General features: G+C 45.3%; 16 protein-coding genes. 11 read left to right on the top strand and 5 right to left on the bottom strand.

Features of this window, described 5'->3' with window-relative positions; genetic code table 11:
• Window positions 1-111: 111 nt before the first annotated feature.
• The 6 genes from AZI86_RS00275 to AZI86_RS00250 are packed head-to-tail and all read left to right on the top strand — an operon-like array spanning window position 112 to window position 5,387.
• Window positions 112-1,440, top strand: a complete 1,329-nt coding sequence (locus AZI86_RS00275) for a hypothetical protein (protein WP_061833095.1) — start codon at window positions 112-114, stop codon at window positions 1,438-1,440.
• Between the two features lie 3 nt (window positions 1,441-1,443).
• Complete coding sequence (locus AZI86_RS00270; protein ID WP_061833094.1) at window positions 1,444-1,815, top strand: response regulator; 372 nt, start codon at window positions 1,444-1,446, stop codon at window positions 1,813-1,815.
• A gap of 5 nt (window positions 1,816-1,820) precedes the next feature.
• A complete protein-coding gene (locus AZI86_RS00265) occupies window positions 1,821-2,546 on the top strand; it encodes a hypothetical protein (protein ID WP_216635878.1) in 726 nt (241 codons plus the stop codon).
• Complete coding sequence (locus tag AZI86_RS00260; protein ID WP_157684578.1) at window positions 2,534-3,559, top strand: hypothetical protein; 1,026 nt, start codon at window positions 2,534-2,536, stop codon at window positions 3,557-3,559. The genes AZI86_RS00265 and AZI86_RS00260 overlap by 13 nt, the downstream gene beginning before the upstream one ends.
• Window positions 3,556-4,956: a glycosyltransferase family 2 protein gene (locus AZI86_RS00255; RefSeq protein ID WP_061833091.1), complete on the top strand. Its 1,401-nt coding sequence runs from the start codon at window positions 3,556-3,558 to the stop codon at window positions 4,954-4,956. Before AZI86_RS00260 ends, AZI86_RS00255 begins: the two co-directional genes overlap by 4 nt.
• Window positions 4,957-4,964: 8 nt before the next feature.
• Window positions 4,965-5,387, top strand: coding sequence for an Hpt domain-containing protein (locus AZI86_RS00250; RefSeq protein ID WP_061833090.1), 423 nt, complete (start codon window positions 4,965-4,967; stop codon window positions 5,385-5,387).
• Between the two features lie 19 nt (window positions 5,388-5,406).
• On the opposite strand, the gene AZI86_RS00245 is transcribed toward AZI86_RS00250, so the two are convergent.
• A complete protein-coding gene (locus AZI86_RS00245; RefSeq protein WP_061833089.1) occupies window positions 5,407-6,900 on the bottom strand; it encodes a sensor histidine kinase in 1,494 nt (497 codons plus the stop codon).
• 271 nt (window positions 6,901-7,171) lie between these two features.
• On the opposite strand from AZI86_RS00245, the gene AZI86_RS00240 reads away from it, so the two are divergent.
• The 5 genes from AZI86_RS00240 (at window position 7,172) to AZI86_RS00220 (ending at window position 11,936) form a co-directional block, all read left to right on the top strand.
• Window positions 7,172-8,542 carry a PP2C family protein-serine/threonine phosphatase gene (locus tag AZI86_RS00240; RefSeq protein ID WP_061833088.1) on the top strand — a complete coding sequence of 457 codons (1,371 nt, stop codon included), beginning with the start codon at window positions 7,172-7,174 and terminating at the stop codon, window positions 8,540-8,542.
• 334 nt (window positions 8,543-8,876) lie between these two features.
• Window positions 8,877-9,563, top strand: coding sequence for a hypothetical protein (locus AZI86_RS00235; protein ID WP_061833087.1), 687 nt, complete (start codon window positions 8,877-8,879; stop codon window positions 9,561-9,563).
• Between the two features lie 145 nt (window positions 9,564-9,708).
• Complete coding sequence (locus AZI86_RS00230) at window positions 9,709-10,830, top strand: sensor histidine kinase (RefSeq protein WP_061833086.1); 1,122 nt, start codon at window positions 9,709-9,711, stop codon at window positions 10,828-10,830.
• 104 nt (window positions 10,831-10,934) lie between these two features.
• The gene (locus AZI86_RS00225) at window positions 10,935-11,441 is read left to right on the top strand and encodes a hypothetical protein (RefSeq protein WP_061833085.1); all 507 of its coding nucleotides are present in this window, start codon (window positions 10,935-10,937) and stop codon (window positions 11,439-11,441) included.
• A gap of 3 nt (window positions 11,442-11,444) precedes the next feature.
• The gene (locus AZI86_RS00220) at window positions 11,445-11,936 is read left to right on the top strand and encodes a hypothetical protein (RefSeq protein ID WP_061833084.1); all 492 of its coding nucleotides are present in this window, start codon (window positions 11,445-11,447) and stop codon (window positions 11,934-11,936) included.
• Here AZI86_RS00220 and AZI86_RS00215 read toward each other — a convergent pair.
• The 4 genes from AZI86_RS00215 to AZI86_RS00200 all read right to left on the bottom strand — a co-directional run bounded on the left by AZI86_RS00215 (window position 11,929) and on the right by AZI86_RS00200 (window position 17,514).
• The gene (locus AZI86_RS00215) at window positions 11,929-12,963 is read right to left on the bottom strand and encodes an LLM class flavin-dependent oxidoreductase (protein ID WP_061833083.1); all 1,035 of its coding nucleotides are present in this window, start codon (window positions 12,961-12,963) and stop codon (window positions 11,929-11,931) included. The two genes, AZI86_RS00220 and AZI86_RS00215, sit on opposite strands and share 8 nt — an antisense overlap.
• Window positions 12,964-13,052: 89 nt before the next feature.
• Window positions 13,053-14,168 carry a hypothetical protein gene (locus tag AZI86_RS00210; RefSeq protein WP_061833082.1) on the bottom strand — a complete coding sequence of 372 codons (1,116 nt, stop codon included), beginning with the start codon at window positions 14,166-14,168 and terminating at the stop codon, window positions 13,053-13,055.
• Between the two features lie 68 nt (window positions 14,169-14,236).
• Entirely contained in the window at window positions 14,237-15,307 is a 1,071-nt protein-coding gene (locus tag AZI86_RS00205) for a flavodoxin family protein (RefSeq protein ID WP_061833081.1), read from the bottom strand.
• Window positions 15,304-17,514, bottom strand: a complete 2,211-nt coding sequence (locus tag AZI86_RS00200; RefSeq protein ID WP_061833080.1) for an ATP-binding protein — start codon at window positions 17,512-17,514, stop codon at window positions 15,304-15,306. Before AZI86_RS00200 ends, AZI86_RS00205 begins: the two co-directional genes overlap by 4 nt.
• Between the last annotated feature and the right edge of the window lie 35 nt (window positions 17,515-17,549).

The following is a 17,549-nucleotide window of genomic DNA, read 5'->3' as shown; positions in this document are numbered from 1 at the left end:
TCTGTTTCATTTCGAGAAATGGTTTGCGAGACTCACCACTGTTCAAGATTTCTTCAGTTCCTGCATTACTAAACAAGTTTTACCGATAAAAAATGCGAGATGAGGTGTCAAATGATTCGTCGAGCGTTGATCGCTGCGATCGCAAGTTTAAGTTTGGGATGTTCAGGGGTGCTTTGGGGCGAGCATAGCAGTCTTGATACAGGTCGTATACAAATTGAAAACACAAAGATTGATCTGGTGAATGCCAGTGGTCTTTTAAGTCTGTCTATGACTCTGATTGGGACAGCGCCAGCTCCGGTCGTGAATGGCTTAACTTTAGGTGCGACGCAGACTTTGGTTAGCGGAAATTTTGCTTACGTGTCTTACAACGTTCAAGGAAGCACACGTGTTGGGGCTTTAGAAGTTATCGACATCTCAAACCCCTATTTTCCAAAATCTAAAAGCTTAATCACATACACGGGATATAACGTGAATGCGATGGCGATCAATGGCAGTCGACTTTATTTAGTAGGTGCGCAAGGTGATAACATCAATCCCCCTTCTTATTTACGTGTTTTAAACTTAAATCCACTCACGGGATTGCCAACGACGGAGGCGGCCTTGGTGTATTTGCCAAGTTACGTGGCCAATGCCGTTTTGGTTACCAGTAATTTTATCTTTGTTTCTACCGGGGACAACGGCGGTCTTTCGATCGTTAATAACACGAACTACACGGTTTTGGGGCAAAGTAATATTTATGACTCTCGGGCTCTTTCGATGCCGACCTTCACCAACGCTTTGTTGGTTTTAGGTGCGCAAAATGGTCGCGTCTTGGCTTACAACCCTGCGGCGCTCTCGACATCGGCAACCGGACAAACTCCAGCGCCCACTGTATCAAAAGCGCTAGGCGGGGCGACGATTCCGGAATCTAAAGGGACTTTGCAGTCGGGTGTGTATTTCACCGTGGCAGCTATTGGTGATGGTGGTTTTTCGATTATGTGTAATACCGACGGTCGTGTTTTACAAACGCAAACTCCGTATCCGGATGCCACCGTTCCCGCAGGACGTAACGTGACGAATGCAGCCACGATCGATAATGGTCTTTTATATGCTGGTAACGGTGAGGGCGGCGTGCAGGTTTATTCTTTGCAGTACGCTAATATCTTAAGCAATGGTTGTGACAGTTTAACGTTAAATCGTTTGGGCAAAATCGGTTTTGGTTCTGGGATTTCGGTGAACCACGTTTTTGCTAGAAACAACCTGCTTTATGTGGCGTCGGGTGTGAGCGGCCTTAAAATCGTGAGCGTCAGTCCGCCGCTTTTATCTAACTTAGTTAAGGATTTAAATTTAACCCTTGTAGATTTTGTCACAGCACCGGTGGTGAATATTCTTACGGGTGGAGGCTCAACGTGGCTTTCTCCAAGTACAAATAGAACTGTCGGGGGAACTTCTTATTGGTGAGATATGGGCGCAAAGAAAATCCTAATTGCAGAAGACAGTCAAATTGAAGGTATGATTTTAGAGCGTGCCTTAACATCCGCAGGCTATCAGGTGACTCGCGCTCATGATGGCCTTGAGGCTTTTGAAAAGCACTTAAGCCAAGATAAATTTGATCTTCTGATCACGGACATATCTATGCCCGGACTTTCGGGTGTGGAACTTATCTGGCATGCGCGCGATAAAAACGTGCTGCCGCCCACCATTGTTTTAACTTCCAATAAGTCCGAGGAAGCTTCTTTAAAGAGTTTAGAAATCGGCGCCTTAGACCACCTTACCAAGCCCTACAACTTGCCGCTGATCTTAGCCAAGGTGAAGGTCGTCATAGGCCGTTCATGAAGATAATGGCGCTTCTTTTTTCTTTGCTGATGTCACTTCACGCGCGGGCGGGACTTACTTCCGTGGATACGTCTTACTTTAAGGGCGATTATGGAAATACTTATCACGAATCCGGCCATAGAGTTTTGGTAAACACGGACCTAGGCGATAAAAATAAATTCTATCTGGGCTATGAGCACGCCCGTCGTGATTACACCAGCGAAGTCGGATTTTATCGCGACGCCGTGTTGATCGGGGATACGGTTGTTTTTGATAACCTCAAATCTTATGTGGAACTGGCGGGCGCGTTTGATGACGACACCTTGGTGGGTCCCCAAACTTCGGTTTCGATGATTCCGCACACGTCTTATTTTACCAATTGGGATTTGGCGCTGGGTTTTCATTACGGAAAATACGAAACTGGCGAGGTTCAAAGCTATCAACCCCAGATCATTTATTTTATTAATGAGCAATTAAGCCTTGGCCATAGCAGCTGGTTTTACGATGATAGTGGCTGGCATCATGCTCATCGAGAGTTTTTCCGTGCACGTTATGAACGCTATTCTGCCGAACTTTCTTGGGCGGGGGGTGAAAATCGTGAAGACGTGGGATTTATTGACCCCTTTAACTCCTACGCGATAACGATTTCATATGTCTATAAAAAAGCCCATCTGTACTTAAACCTTGAAGACTATCAAGGCCAGACGCGCCGCGGATCTCAGTGGGGAGTGGGGCTCAAGTGGCAATGGTAAATGCCTTAGTTCAAAAAATGCATGATCACTGGGCAGCTTACCTGATTGTCTTTCAGGTGGGTTTAAACGCGTTGGGCGTTTCGTTGATTTTTTGCATGACGATCATCCGTAAAGGTTCATTAAAAGAAACTGCGGAAGTCATGCCAAAGCTTCATGAGCGTGTCACGGATATCTGTTGCGGCATGAATATGGATATTCAAGACTTGCTAAAACTGAAAACGCGCCATCGCTTGATTGTGCGGGGATTGATTTTAAAGGCCGTCGATAGCGTGAGCGGTGCCTACCGTGAAAACCTAGAAAAGCTTTACCGTGATATGGGTTTTTTAGCCGAAGACCAAAAACTTTTACACAGTTCAAGTTTTGCCAAACGTCTTTCGGCACTTTCGCGCATTGATATCTTAAAAGATAGCGAGTCGGCGGGGCAAGTGGGTAAGATGTTGCACGATCCGTCCCCTTATGTGCATTTTGCGGCGTTAAAGTTTCTTTTAAAAATTAAATGCCCTAAATTGTATGTGAATATTGCGAAAGAATTAAATCTGCTGAAAGACCTAGGACGCATGGATACGGCGATGCAGATTTTAGAAATGTATGCCAGCGCCAGCCCCGAAGATTTCTTAGAGCTTTTAAAAACGCATCAAAGCCGTGAAGTCGTCAGTATTTGTCTAGAGGTCGTCAACCGCCTGCAAGTGGTGGAGGCTTTGCCGATTGTAAAAGACCAACTCATCGACGGACTTCGCTGCGAAGGATTTCCAGAATTTGAAGACTTTGATTTCCGTCGTTACACGCTGTGTTTGACGATGGCGCCGGACGAAGAGTCCGAAGAGATCTTGCAAAAGATGACCCGCGTGGAAACCGCCTTTGTACGAAACGTGGCCTATTTGTCTTTGTTAAAAATCCGTCCGGACTTAAAAATGGAAATCACGCAGCGCCTGTCCGTGGATGAAAGCCCGCATGGACAAAGATTATATCGTCAGATTTTAGAGCCCGCCAAGGCCTTGAGGAAAGAAGCATGAGTTTTCTAAATGAATTAATTCCTCGTTATCTCGAAATGGTCGCTATTTATTTCTTTGCGATTAATAGCTTTTATATCGTTTTATTTGCGCTAGCTCTTGTTTCGATTCGTCGTCGTTCAAATATTAAGCCTCTTTTAGGGCAGGGGAATTCTTACGGATTTTCGCCGCCGGTTTCTATTATCGTTCCGGCCTATAACGAAGAAAAATCCATCGTTGATTCTGTGCATTCGTTATTGCGTTTAAAATATGGTCAAATCGAGGTCGTGGTGATCAATGACGGATCTAAAGATAACACTTTGGAAGTCATGAAAAAGGCCTGTCTGCTGCTACCGGATGAGGTCGTGCGAATGTCACATCTTTCTAAGAATAACGTGCGAGGTGTGTATCGTTCACAGATCCATCCGAACTTAATTTTAATTGATAAAGCCAATTCTGGAAAAGCCGATAGCCTGAATATCGGGATCGACTATTGCTCTCATGATTTAGTGTGTGCGGTGGATTCAGATTCAGTTTTAGATGATGATGCTCTGTTATCGATCTCTATGCCCTTTATTGAAAACCCCAGCACGATTGCTTCGGGTGGAACAATTCAGTTAGCGAACGGTTCGACCTTTAAAAACAGCCGCGTGGTGGATAACCAAATGCCCGGGCGTTGGCTAGAACGTGTGCAAATCGTGGAATACATCCGCAGTTTTTTCTGCGGTCGAGTGGGTTTAGATATGATGAGTGCGACACTGGTCATTTCGGGAGCTTTCGGGATTTTCCGTAAAGAGGCCGTGATCGCTGTGCAGGGTTACAAAACCAATAGTTTGGGTGAAGATATGGATTTGGTGGTGCGTATGCATCGCAAATACCGCGAGATGAAAAAGAAGTATTCGATTGTATTTTTGCCAGATCCCGTGTGCTGGACCGAAGCACCTTCCGATATAAAGACGCTAGAAAAACAGCGCCGCCGTTGGCAGGTAGGGCTTTTGCAATGTCTGTATTATAACCGCGACATGATGCTCAATCCGCGTTACGGGGTTATCGGGATGTTTGCGTTTCCCTATAATTTTATCGTGGATATCCTGGGACCTTTTATTGAGTTTTCTGCTTACGTCTTTATCGCTTTGGGCCTGATTTTAGGTTACGTGCACTATCAACATATTATGACGTTGGTGGTGGCAAGCTTGCTTTACGGAATGCTTATTTCCGTCGGAGCGGTGGTCATCGGAGAGCTTTATTATCACCGGTACACTAGGGTGCGTGATATCGCTCTGCTAGTGTTTTCCACCGTGTTAGAAAATTTTGGTTATAGACAGATGAATTCATTTTGGCGCATCCGTGCCCTGGTTGATCACCTGAAAGGGAATCATTCCTGGGGCGATATGAAACGCAAAGGCTTTGCCAAGAAATAGGAAGATGTATGAGTTTAGAAAATTCAATTAGACAAAAATGTCCAGAGCTTGTAGCGGCGGGGTTTGATGCCAAGGCTCTTGCCGAAATGATGGAAGAGCGGTTCTTAGGGGAATACGACATCTTCTTTGCGGCGGTGGAGCTATTTTTAGAAGGTCATGAAAACTATCTTGCCGATATTGAGTCGGCCATCGCTGAAATGGATCGCCGCAAGATCGGGGCTGCCGCCCATCGCTTTAAAGGAGCCGCCGCTAATTTTCATTGTTTAAAAATACCGGAAACGGCTCGCGAGATGGAAGCGAATTCGAATGTGTGGGAGAAAGATAAATTCCAAAACCAGTTTGCGATTTTAAAAAAGCAAGTGGGGGAGTTTACCGGGGAACTAAAACAACTGGTTTTAAGCTTTAATAAGCTTCAACAAGAAGCGGCCTAAAAAAGGCCGCTTTGGTTTTTTAAAGATGCCAGTCCGGGGTTGCGCCGTGTTGGCGAACATTCACCGTGGGCTTATTCATCGAAGCTCCCACCGGGCGACGGCGAGGTAAAGAGAAGGTCACCGTCGTGCCGCGACCTGATTGGCTTTGAATTTCAACCGTGCCGCCATGAGCCTCAACAATTGTTTTTACAATGGAAAGTCCCACACCCGCGCCTTGATCTGCGGTCTTTCTTGCCTGCCAGAAGTTATCAAAGATGCCTTCTAACTGACTTGCCGGGATGCCCGCACCGCTATCAATGACCGACACATTGACAAATTTTTGGTCACTGCGAACTTTCACCACGACTTTTTCACCCTTAGGACTGAACTTAATCGCGTTGCTAATCAGGTTTGAAAGTACACGTAAAACCCGGTCGTTGTCGTAAAAGGCAAGAACCGGAGGATTTACTTTATCTATTTGCAGGCGAATATCGTGTTGTTTTGCTAAGGGCTGCATGAGAAGTTTTGCGTTTTCTAAAACGGAATCAATCGGCAATTGATCCATACGCAAAGTCAGACCTTCCATCTCCACGGATTTTTTATCGCGGATATCTTGGATCAGGCCCTCGATGGTGACAACGGTGTTTCTCACAAGCTCACCACTGTCAGCAAGTTCTTGATCTTTAGAGGTCATTTTGATGCGATCGGCGGTGTTAGCAATTAAGGCCAATGAATCTTTAAGGTCGTGAGAAATAGCAAATAGCGCTTCATCACGATCTTGAACGGCCTTTTTTGCTTCGGCATAAAGGCGATTTTGTTGTGAAATCACAAATGCTTGCTTACGCACCAAGCGCAACACTAAGAACGCTAAAGCTAAGAAGATCGCCGCCATGGACGCGGTCAACCAGGTCATTCCTTTGGGAATTTGGCTTTCAGCACCCAATGCCGCCTCACGAGCCTCACTGCGAGAACGATCGAGCTGAGCTTGATGAATGCTTACGACTTCATCAAGGGCTTGGTTGATCTCGGTGCGGATAGGATTTGTTTTTGATTGAAAGAATTGGCCCACGATTTTGGATTCCGTTTTCTTTTCACGGAAGTCCATGCCCTGTTCAAAGAACTCTTGGGATTTTTGAACTTGGTCACGGATGCGTTTGAGCTGTGCCGGAACCCCCTCAAGATTGTGTTCCTGTTCAAACTTAGTTAAGGCCGATAGAAGTTCGGTGCGGCCTTCTTTTTGTTTTTCATAGAGAGACTGAGAGCCCAATAAGAAAAACGCGCGAGCATTATCAATTTGTGAATCGGCTAAATTACGAAGGCGCTCAATTTCGATCACTGCGCCTGGATCCGCATGGGTCGCCGAGTTATTGGCGGCAACGGTTTGTTGAAGTTTTAATGCAAACCCCCAAGCACCTAATAAAACGAAGGCAAATACGGCTGTTAGAATGATCAAAGATCTTTTTTCTAAAGCAGATTTATTTGGTTTTTTATTCTCTTCTATTTTGATGTCTGTTTTGTCGTTGTTTGTGTCCATATTATTTCATTAACAAGCGATTCGGACATTAAGCAACCCTAATATTGTCAGAACAAAATGAAAGCGGTTTCGCATGGAATTTTTTTTGAATCGCGGCGAAATACGTCACCTCAAGTGGGGACTAATTTCTTCAAAAATACAGACACTTGGCGGCATGACTATTACTTTAGCCTCGTGCCGAAATCCTAAGAATTCGTAATATTCACGACCTAAGGTCAAGGCTCTTCATTTGTGCATCCACATTGAGGCCAAGAGTGGGCAGAATATCAGAGTGAATAAAATCAAAGACTATCTGCAGTACCGAAAGCGCTTTTACGCGATTCCCGGTTTTCGCGAATATTATCGAAATGAAAACAACCGCAGAGCATTAAGCCGCGTGCGCGTGTTAATGTGGCTTGGGATTGTTTTATTTGCGGCGTGTTTTATCCTGGATTATCTGCTCTATCCCGACCAAGCGGCCTTTTTTCTTGGCTTGCGCGCCCTCTTTGCGGGCATCACGGTGATCTGCCTTATGATCAGTCGCTCCGAGTGGGGACAGCGGCATATTTTAACGATCGTTTTTTTTAACGCGCTTTTAGGCGACTGGTCCATATCTCTGATGTCATCACAAATTGGAGGGTGGACAAGTTTGTACTTTGTGGGAAATATCACCGTGATGATGGGTGTCACCATGTTCATCCCGTGGCGCCCCCGGGTGACTTTGATGTACTGCTTAGCCGTTCTTTTTGGTTATGTGGCCATCAACGGTCTTTTTCATCCGTTCACACTTCCCATGATTATTCCGGTGACTTTTATTTGCGTCGTGATGGCCTTGGCTTATTTTTCAAGCATGAGTAATGAAGTGGGGCGAATGACCGAACTTTCATGGCGCTTAGAAATTGAAAAAGCTCATGAAAGTTTGAAAACCCAAAATGACATCATTAAAAAACAACTGGATCAAGCAAAGCAAATCCAAAGAACGCTCTTACCACCGATGCAGCAAAGTCTGAATGGCATCAATGTAGGTGCCATCTATGAGCCCAGTGAAGAGCTTTCCGGAGACTTCTTTGACACCTTAACGGTGAACGGCTACGTCTATGTGTACTTAGCCGACGTGACAGGACACGGCTTGCCTGCGGCTCAAGTGACCTATCTGGTGAAAAGTATATTTCAGACGGCCTTAAACAGAGATATGGAACTTTCCGAACTTTTTGATTTAGTGCGGGAACAGTATGTGGCGCACGGTTTGAAATATGATCTGGGTTTACAGTTAGCACGTTTTAATACCAAAACCAGAGTCATGGAATTCATCCGCTCCAACGCCCCTGATCCCATCATGGTCGATGCCAAAGGGGAAGGTACGATCCTTGAATTTCCCGTCAGTCCTTTGATTTCGGCCGTCAATTATGATCGAACAAAAAAAGCCAACGTCGGTCAAGTGACCTTGGATCCCGACAGCTTCGTTTATATCTATTCTGACGGGGCTTTTGAGTTTGTACAGAAAACGGGCAATGCCTTTGGGCAACGTCGTCTTTTAAAAGCGGTGGCGAATAGTCACAATGAAAAATGGCCCGAGAGCTTAACTCAAAGCCTGCAAGCTGAAAATGCCGAAGATTATTTCCCTGATGATCTGACCATCTTGCGCATGAGCTTTTCTTCATAAGAAGTTCGACATTCTTTTAAAAACAATCTGTTCCGCGCATGAAAATCACACCGCGGGGCTAGAACTTTTTTTCCGCTTTGTAAAAGCGTTGCGCACTTTTTAAAATTTTGTCGTTGAACTTCAAGCAGTTGAAATGAGGTTTCATATTTACAAAGTGTTATTTTTTGTCTGCAATCCGATCAAGGTCCAGAGTGTTTACAGTTTGCAAAACATTCTCTGACTGAGATCTGCTAGAACTTATGGCTTTCATAAATTATTTCAAACAATTAAGTCGCCTGAACGAAGGTCCTGTAGCGAACTGATATAGGCCTAGGGCTTGCTTTAGTAAGAAGCCATGAAAAACAAAATCAAATCAATCATCCTTGTCGGCGCATTATTATCAATTTCCTCATTTTCTCACGCAATGGGGCAGAAACCTCCGACGCAACCGGAGCAGCCCACGCAACCAACAACGTTTAAAGCAAGTTGGGAAAAGAGTGTGTCGAGTCGCTCGGCTTGGACCCAGATCGTGCGCGACGTCGTTAATACGAAATCCCCAGCCCTTCTTCGTGGGCCGGGGGACGTTTCCGATTTCTGTCCGATGTATGATCGTCTGGGAACCCAAGATCGCTTGAATTTTTGGGCGGAGTTCTTTTCAAGCGTGGCTCGTTATGAATCGGGTTGGAGTCCCACATCGCGCATGATTGAAACAACAATGGGCACAGATCCTTATACCGGTCGCCAAGTGGCGAGCGAGGGGTTGTTGCAGCTTTCTTATCAAGACGTTCAATGGGCGCCTTATTGTGAATTTGATTGGTCCGTAGATAAGAAGTACGCAGATAATGATGCACGCAAATCTATCTTTGACCCTAAGAAGAATCTGACTTGTGGGATCCAAATCCTCGACCGTCAGGTGGCGAAGAAAGGCAACATCGCTTTATCTTCTGGGGTGTACTGGGCGGTTCTTAAAATCAACGGCAAGTATTCTAAACTCAAGGAAATCAAAGCCAGCACGAATGCATTGAGCTTCTGTAAGAAATAGATTTCAAAAATACTGTATTTGTAAATTTAATTACGAACAAACTCGCGATTCATCGCGAGTTTGTTTTTTTGTAATCAAGATTAGGTCGTCGGTCTCTTTTGCTTCAATCCTTTTAGGGATAAAACAAAGTGTAAGGAAGTGCCCCATGAGTCTTGATTATAGGAGTATATTTGAGTCCGCTCCGGACCTTTATGTTATTCTCCTTCCAGATTGCCCGCGATTTACTATTCTCGCGGCGACTGAAGAATTTGCCCGTCAGACTCACACCGTAAAAAAAGATCTCATTGATCGTAGCCTGTTTGAAGTTTTTCCCGATAACGAAGAAGCTCGTCTTTTTTTAACTCGCGTGGTGGAACAAAAGCAGACACAGAAAATGCTCATCGCAAGCCCGTCAGAAAAATATTGGAGTGCGGTCAGTATTCCGATATTTGAAGGGAAGGAATTAAAATACATCCTTCATCGCGTCACTGATGTCACTGAATATCAAAAAACAAATGAACAGCTGAAGGCCGCCATAGGTATTCGCGAAGACATTTTAGCTATTGTTTCTCATGATCTAAAAAACCCTTTAGGGTCAATTGAAATGAGTCTGGATATTTTAAAAGAATCCTTACGCGGAGAAGAGACTTTAGAGCGTGTTAAAATGTTTAAAATTATTGAGCGCTCCGTCCGTCATATGAAACGTCTTATTGGTGACTTATTAAGTTTTGCAAAGATCCAGTCTGGAAACTTTACCATCGAAATGCAAAGATTTTCTTTAAGAAAACTGCTTTTAGATGCCCAACACGCCGTCTTGCATAGTGCGATAAAAAAACGCATCCACATTCGCGTTGATATCAAGACCCAAAGTGATGTCATCCTCTGTGATCATGATCGTCTGTTAGAGGTGCTTTCAAACATTTTAGGAAATGCCATTAAGTTTTCTCGGCCCGGTGGATTTGTGCGCCTTAAAGTCTGTGATCAGAAAGACTGCTATCATTTTTCGGTTCATGATGAAGGACCGGGTATCGCCCCCGAAAACATGCCCCATCTTTTTGATCGCTATTGGCAGGCAAAAGAAACGGCTCATCAGGGAGTCGGTCTGGGGCTTGCTATTGCCAAGGGTATTGTCATCGGCCATCATGGGGAGATCTGGGCTGAAAGCGTTCCTGGCTCGGGCACCACCATGCATTTTACGATCCCTCGGGATTTTCATCTGGAACTTAGATCTAAAGCCGCGACCAAAACGGACGACCCTATTATTGGCCTAAATCTAGCAAAGCCCTAAGACGATTGATTTCAAATTGAATATATAAAGACGGAACGTCACGCGAAGAGCTTTTGGGACTAGGAAGCGGCACTTCTGTCAATTATTAATACATAGGAGTTCTCATGAAACGTTCGTTGCTAATGACAGCCGCGGTAATATTGTTGTCTCAAGGGGCTTTGGCCGGTGCCACGAATGCGTATTTAGAGTGTGTGTCTGCCAGCGGTAAAACAAAAGTTTCGTCATTATTTCCGGGTGATTTTACCGAATCCGGTCTGATTTTTTCAATTGAAGGCGTGTCGAATGCTTACGCGGATCAAGACTTAGTGGACGCCCGCGAAATGAATAACGGCCGTATTTATGAAGAGTACGCTCACGCTAAATTAACACGCATTGTTTCCCAAGATAACTTAAGCGCTAAAGCAAATCCCAGCCTGTTGGTGGGGGTGGAGTCGGTGGAGGGCGATCAGGCTTTTCTGGTGTTGCAATCAATTCCTGGCACTATTAAAATGAAGCGCACCGCGAACGGACAACGTGGAACTTTATCGGCAACGGTTCAAGGTCTTGATCCACGCACCGGTGGGGCCAGTCCGGTTATTAATTTAAAATGTAACTATAAATACGAAATCTAGTTCATGAAAAATACTTCTTGTTGTTCATGTTTAAGTCCCAAGGCCCCATTAGCTTGTGGCCTTTGTGAAGAGTCGGTGTGCAAGTCTTGCGCGCAATTTTTGGATGAAAGCAGTTTTGCGTTTATTAAGAAAAAGCCAGACGTGATTTCGCATACGACTTATTGCCCGAACTGTTTTGATAATAACGTGGCGGCTGAACTGCAAAAGTACAATGAAGATATTGAAAAAGCGCGGAACATTGCGGTGTTTGATAAGGCTCAAGCCAAGGAAACCCGCAACTTTAAACGCTTTAACGAAACCTATTCGGTTCGAGAATGTCCGGATCGTGAAGAAACCTTATTGCGTCTGGCTTTTCAGGCAGTGCGCAGTGGTTTTAATGCGATTATCGAAGTGGAAATTTCATCCAAAAAAGTTCGTGAAAGCTCTCGTCAACGGACCATTTATAGCGGCTTGGCTCAAGCCGCTATGCTGAATGAAGGCAAACGTTTTAAGTAAGCATGTCGTGCACCAGCGGCGCGACTTTTTTGCCGTAAAGCTCAATACAACTCATTAAGTTTTCATGCGGCAATGTTCCCAAGCTGTACTTTAAATCAAAACGCGACAGTCCTAAGTCTTTCACCACGGTGGCAATTTTCTTAGCCACCGTTTGGGGCGAGCCGACAAAGAGTGATCCGTCGGGGCCTGCCATATGCTCAAACTGAGCTTTGGTGATCGGGGGCCAGCCACGATCTTTTCCAATGCGATTGCTCATCGCTTGGTAGTGAGGCCAGATGGTCTCTTTGGCAATTTCATCTGTTTCCCCCACATAGCCGGGCGAATGCACTCCTACGGGTTGAGTTTTTTGGTTAAAATGCGCCAGCGCCTTATGATAAGCCTGCACAAAAGGTTTAAATCCCTTCGGATCACCCCCAATGATGGCTAACATCATCGGAAAGCCATAGTGTGCGGCACGCACCACGGACTGCGGAGTTCCGCCCACACCCATCCAAGTTTTAAGATGGCCATTTTCCGTCGGGGGGTAAACTTTGAGCCCGTTGATGGGGCTTCTTAATTTTCCCTCCCAGTGGATCGGGGATTCTTTAAGAACTTGCGCATACAAATCGAGCTTTTCTTCAAAGAGCTCTTCGTACTGTTCTAAGTCAAAACCAAAAAGTGGAAAGGATTCGACAAACGATCCACGTCCTAAAATAACTTCGGCCCGGCCGTTAGAAAGGGCGTCTAAGGTGGAAAATCTTTGATAAACACGGATCGGATCATCGGAACTTAAAACCGTGACGGCAGATCCCAAGTGGATATTTTTTGTTTGCGCGGCAATCGCGGCCAGCACCACTTCCGGGGCCGAAACGGCAAAGTCTTCGCGATGATGTTCACCCACTCCGAAAAAGTTTAAACCCAATTGATCCGCTAATACGGCTTCTTTAACGATGTTGCGTAAGACTTCATGATGGGGCAGGGCCTTGTTGTGAGTGCCATAGGTGACGTCACCAAAGGTGTCTAAGCCCATTTCTAATTTTGAACTCATGGCTGTAATCCTCGTTCGAAGTGTGTTTCTAAGACTACCACGGTTAAAGTGCGATCTGTACGTTCAAGTTCGGGGATGTGATCACTATTTCACGGAAGTAATTTTTCAAGGGAATCCGCGGCCAAGGCGGATTCATTAATCACGCGAGGTGAAATATTCGCCTCATCAAAAAAGTAACCAAACGCCCGCACGCGATTTGTGATCGCAAAAGGTTTCACTGACATATCTAAGCTGCGAGGGCTTGAAAATTTTAAACGCTTAATATCTTTGCTTCCCGCTACATCATTAAAATGCACTTCACCCCAAAGGCGTAAACTTTGCGCCATATGACAGCTCACGCAATCAAGATTGGCGGTGTTAAAGCGGGTGGGGTTTTCAAATTCAAAAGATTTTTTAACCACGTCCCACTGATCTTGAGGTGCTTGTCGGTTGGAAGCGTGAAAGAAGTCCGCTAAGGTATTTTCACCTTCAGGAACGGGCGTAATCTCGGCACTGAATTCTTTTAAATCGCCGGGATTTGAAAAGAAGGTCTGTTTAGTGACGTTGATACGTGGGATGTTTAACTTCATAAATTTTCCGGTGGCATCAATATCAAATCCCGAAAAATCCCACGACATGCCAAAACGATCGACGGTGCTTTGGGTGATACGCACAAGCTTATTAGGCTTGCAGTTTTTTTGTAATACTTGGCGATAGGTTTTCCACAGATCACCTTTAAGTCCTTGCGCTTTTATCACCGGATGAACTTGCAAGGGTTTATCGCCCGCGGAATCCGTCAGCGTCGAGGCCCAATCTTTGAGCAGGACATTCCAAGAGGCATCATCAAATTCAAAAAACGCATGAACGGCAGCATCAAAAACTAAGGCACTGTTTTGATAAAAAGATACTGGCTGAAAAACCATGCGCAGCTGGCGGCGGCAAGCCGCAGGCCCGATACTTTCCACAAAACAAGGATCAATACGGAAAGCAATCAGCTTAAGGGAGCGAATACGGTCTTGCGTTTGATCATCAATAATCAAAGGATCAAGCTGGGCTAAAACTTCCTTCGGGATGAACCCCTCTTGCGGTCTTAAAAGCAGATCCATATCATTTTCGACTTTGGGAAGCGGAAGAAGAACGGAGACATCATTCAGCCCTAATGAAGTCTTCGCATGGACCAAAGGCGCTCCGCCGAATAAAATAACAAAGAACAATAATATGCGCATGCCCCGGGTTTACCCTAAAACCGGGCAGAGGCAAGCCTTGCGGTACAATTGAAAGGCTCTTGAGAATGCTATTTCGGCCGAGGGTCTTGGATGGCTTCGTGCTTGGTAATAAACTCTGGATGATTGCGGATTTCCGAAACTTTTTCTAGGAGCGAAAAAACGACGTTATCAATCTCCTTAAAAACATCTTGGTCTTTATCCAGGTCTTCATGATTGGTGGCATAGGGCTGCATGTAACCGATATAACGATCTTTGATGCCTTGGCCTTGGGCGGCGATAAGTCCCATGTCTTCTAACCAATCAGCGAGGTTGCGCCGAAGGGTTTCGGCCCCAGCATAATCGCCATGCACATAAAGTCCAAAGGCGCGATTCTTTAAATGCTTAGGATAATCCCAACCCTCAAGTTCCATCTTACGTGCTTCGTCCGCTTTTTTACCGTGGGTGGAAGTCGGATCAGGGTTTCCCCCGTCAGCACACACCAGGCGATCCATCATCAGCTTTAAACCACTCGGTGCTTGATACCAGTGAACAGGGGTCACGATCATCACACCGTGCGCGCGCACCCAGCGCTCGTAAATTTCAGCCATCCAGTCGTTGACCTGATTCAGGCTGTTATTGGGATAACACGAACACGGCCAGTGGCATAATGGCATCGAGGTTGAAACGCAGGCCTTGCAAGGATAAATCTTCTTCCCGTATTCCGCTGTCAAAAGGCTTAGGTCTAAAAAATCGACTTCGATATTTGTTTGCGCCTTTAAAGTTTGCAAAGCTCGTTCCGTCAGACGAAATGATTTGGGGACTTCGCTCGGGCAGGTGTGCTCGTTACGAGGTGACGCATTAATTACCAAAATTCGATCTTTAGAAGTTCTTTGTTCAAGAGCGGCTTGTTTTAATTTTTCAGAAGTTGCAATCCATTCCACCGAAAGATCATAGTTAGGATCTTTAAAACCAGTCCCGGCTTTGCGTGTTATCGGCGCTTTGTGCTTGTCTTGATAATTTTGCCAGGCGATTTCGGCCACGGCAGAAATTTCTGCGGCGACCGAGTCAAAGGTGGGATCAAAAAAGTTTTGGCGAAAGACCTGCATGAAATTTTCACGATCCAGTTTCGTGGACGGCTGGCCTGTTCGCTTTTTTGTCACGCATTATTCTCCGGTTCATTGTTAGTGATCGGTCCAAGTTTCAGCGACTTTAAAGATTCGATGGCAAAGCTCATTTCTCTTTCTAAGGAAGAAATAAGGTTGGCCATCTGCTCTTCCGTGATATCCTCCGGGGCCCGTTCGATTCGCTCGGCAATTTCTTTAAAGCGAATAGCCCCCAAAATCGCGGCCGATGTCTTAAGATTATGTGCCACATTTCTGACAGATTTAAAGTTGTTTTGTGAAAGATCATGCTGCATTTGCTTAAGACCTTGCGGGGTGTCTTGCATAAAGATATTCACAAGCTCTGGCACCAGGATTTTTCCGGACAGACTTTCTTGGCGGCGCAGCTTGTCGATATGACTTTCATCAATGACGCTCGTCCCGTGGCGCAGCCATTTTTCTAATTTGACGGAAAGATCGTTATAAGCGATCGGTTTGCTAATATAATCATTCATGCCGGCCTCTAAACTTCGTTCGATATCCCCCTTGATGGCATTGGCACTGGTGGCCAAGATCGGAATCAGTTTATTTCTTTCACCGGCCTTTCCTTCGCGGATCAGGCGGGTGGCTTCGTAACCGTCCATGACGGGCATTTGACCATCCATAAGGATGACATCAAACGTGTCGTTCCCCAGAGCATTTAAAACTTCTTGGCCATTGGCGACGACATAACAGCGACAACCTAACAGCCCCACCATCTCGGTCATGACTTTTTGGTTTATTCGGTTGTCTTCGGCAATGAGGACATATCCGTGCAAGTGATTGTTGAGATCACGGATGGAAGCGACAGTTTCCGCCTTGTTATCGTAAGAGGCTACTTTTAAAGGCACCTCAAAGAAAAACTTTGAGCCAATGCCTTTAATACTTTCTGCGTCGATGTGCCCTTTCATCATGTCCACAATTTGTTTTGAAATCGAAAGGCCTAATCCTGAACCACCATACTTTCTGCTAGTGGACTCATCACCCTGGGAAAAATTTTGAAACAGACGGGCCTTGGTTTCGTTATCAAAGCCGATGCCCTGATCGCGAACTTCAAAATAAACTTTTACGGTTTGATCCGGTAAGGTTTTATGGGTCACTCGTAGCGTCACGTCACCTTGGTCGGAAAACTTAATCGCGTTGTTAAGAAGGTTTAGCAGGACTTGGCGCAGACGCAGCGGATCCCCCAAAAAGAAGTCAGGCAGATCGGGATCGATTTCCACCTTCAAATTTAACTGCTTAGATTTAGCTGCAAAATCGACAATGGAAAGTGTGCTCTTCATTAACGAAGCCATCTCGAAATTGATTTCTTCTAACTGGAATTTTCCCGACTCGATCTTTGAAAGATCCAAGATGTCGTTGATCAAAGATAACAACGCTGATGAAGAAGTCTTGATTGTCTCGACGTAATCTAACTGTTGAGTGCTTAAGGTTGTGTGCTCAAGGAGCTTCACCATGCCCGTAATACCATTTAAGGGCGTGCGGATTTCGTGACTCATGTTCGTGAGAAAACTCGTTTTTAAGTCTGAAGCCTTTTTGATTTTACGATTTGTCTCTTTTAAATCGTGCTCTGCTTTAAAACGTAGCATCATCTCGCGTTGCCATAAGAAAGTGGAAGAGAAAAACAGGATGAATGCCGTAATCAAACCACCTAGGACCAAAATCGAAATACGAATAAATCCGGTTCTGGATTTTTCTTCCCGCGCACCCAGAAGGCGTTGTTCTTCTTCTTCAAGTTGAGAGAGAAATTGGGAAGTTTCATTATCATGGGCCTGACGGAGATCCTCATTGATATTTAGGAAAGCTATGTTTTTGTCGTTCTTTTGTAACGATCCCATGGCCGAGTCTAGAGAGGACATGCGCGACAAAATATTTCTCGACGCTTTGTCTAATCGAGTCATTTGTTCCGGGTTGTCAGCGATTAATAAGCCTAGATTATAAATTCCGCTGCGAACCGCGTCTTTGGCTTGATAGTAGCGCTTTTCCGACTGGCGGTCGGGGGAAATAAAATAGCCCCGCTGATGCGCCAAGGCTTCATGAAAAGCAAGATTCAGGGAACGGATTTGGGCGATGACTTGATGAGAATGCGTGCGCCAGCGCACTGATTTGACATATTCTCGGGCTGACCAAAAGGTCAGACCCGCAATTAAAACCAGGACAATCAAGCCCAATCGAGAAATCAATTTAGGCACGTCTTCAATTTTTTCGGTAATTTTTCGTATGAACATAATTTAATTTACCTAAACCCCTTTTGCATGCCAAG

It is taken from the genome of Bdellovibrio bacteriovorus, from assembly GCF_001592735.1.
In the GTDB taxonomy this organism is placed as follows: domain Bacteria; phylum Bdellovibrionota; class Bdellovibrionia; order Bdellovibrionales; family Bdellovibrionaceae; genus Bdellovibrio; species Bdellovibrio bacteriovorus_D.
Note: the sequence above shows the minus strand (reverse complement) of the source record. Positions and strands in the feature narration are given on the sequence as shown.

Bases quoted from the DNA above. Each gene is read 5' to 3' on its own strand.
- AZI86_RS00245 (WP_061833089.1), bottom strand. From the start codon at position 6,900: ATGGACACAAACAACGACAAAACAGACATCAAAATAGAAGAGAATAAA.
- AZI86_RS00275 (WP_061833095.1), top strand. From the start codon at position 112: ATGATTCGTCGAGCGTTGATCGCTGCGATCGCAAGTTTAAGTTTGGGA.
- AZI86_RS00200 (WP_061833080.1), bottom strand. From the start codon at position 17,514: ATGTTCATACGAAAAATTACCGAAAAAATTGAAGACGTGCCTAAATTG.
- AZI86_RS00250 (WP_061833090.1), top strand. From the start codon at position 4,965: ATGAGTTTAGAAAATTCAATTAGACAAAAATGTCCAGAGCTTGTAGCG.
- AZI86_RS00210 (WP_061833082.1), bottom strand. From the start codon at position 14,168: ATGCGCATATTATTGTTCTTTGTTATTTTATTCGGCGGAGCGCCTTTG.
- AZI86_RS00270 (WP_061833094.1), top strand. From the start codon at position 1,444: ATGGGCGCAAAGAAAATCCTAATTGCAGAAGACAGTCAAATTGAAGGT.
- AZI86_RS00220 (WP_061833084.1), top strand. From the start codon at position 11,445: ATGAAAAATACTTCTTGTTGTTCATGTTTAAGTCCCAAGGCCCCATTA.
- AZI86_RS00215 (WP_061833083.1), bottom strand. From the start codon at position 12,963: ATGAGTTCAAAATTAGAAATGGGCTTAGACACCTTTGGTGACGTCACC.
- AZI86_RS00235 (WP_061833087.1), top strand. From the start codon at position 8,877: ATGAAAAACAAAATCAAATCAATCATCCTTGTCGGCGCATTATTATCA.
- AZI86_RS00265 (WP_216635878.1), top strand. From the start codon at position 1,821: ATGGCGCTTCTTTTTTCTTTGCTGATGTCACTTCACGCGCGGGCGGGA.
- AZI86_RS00225 (WP_061833085.1), top strand. From the start codon at position 10,935: ATGAAACGTTCGTTGCTAATGACAGCCGCGGTAATATTGTTGTCTCAA.
- AZI86_RS00230 (WP_061833086.1), top strand. From the start codon at position 9,709: ATGAGTCTTGATTATAGGAGTATATTTGAGTCCGCTCCGGACCTTTAT.
- AZI86_RS00255 (WP_061833091.1), top strand. From the start codon at position 3,556: ATGAGTTTTCTAAATGAATTAATTCCTCGTTATCTCGAAATGGTCGCT.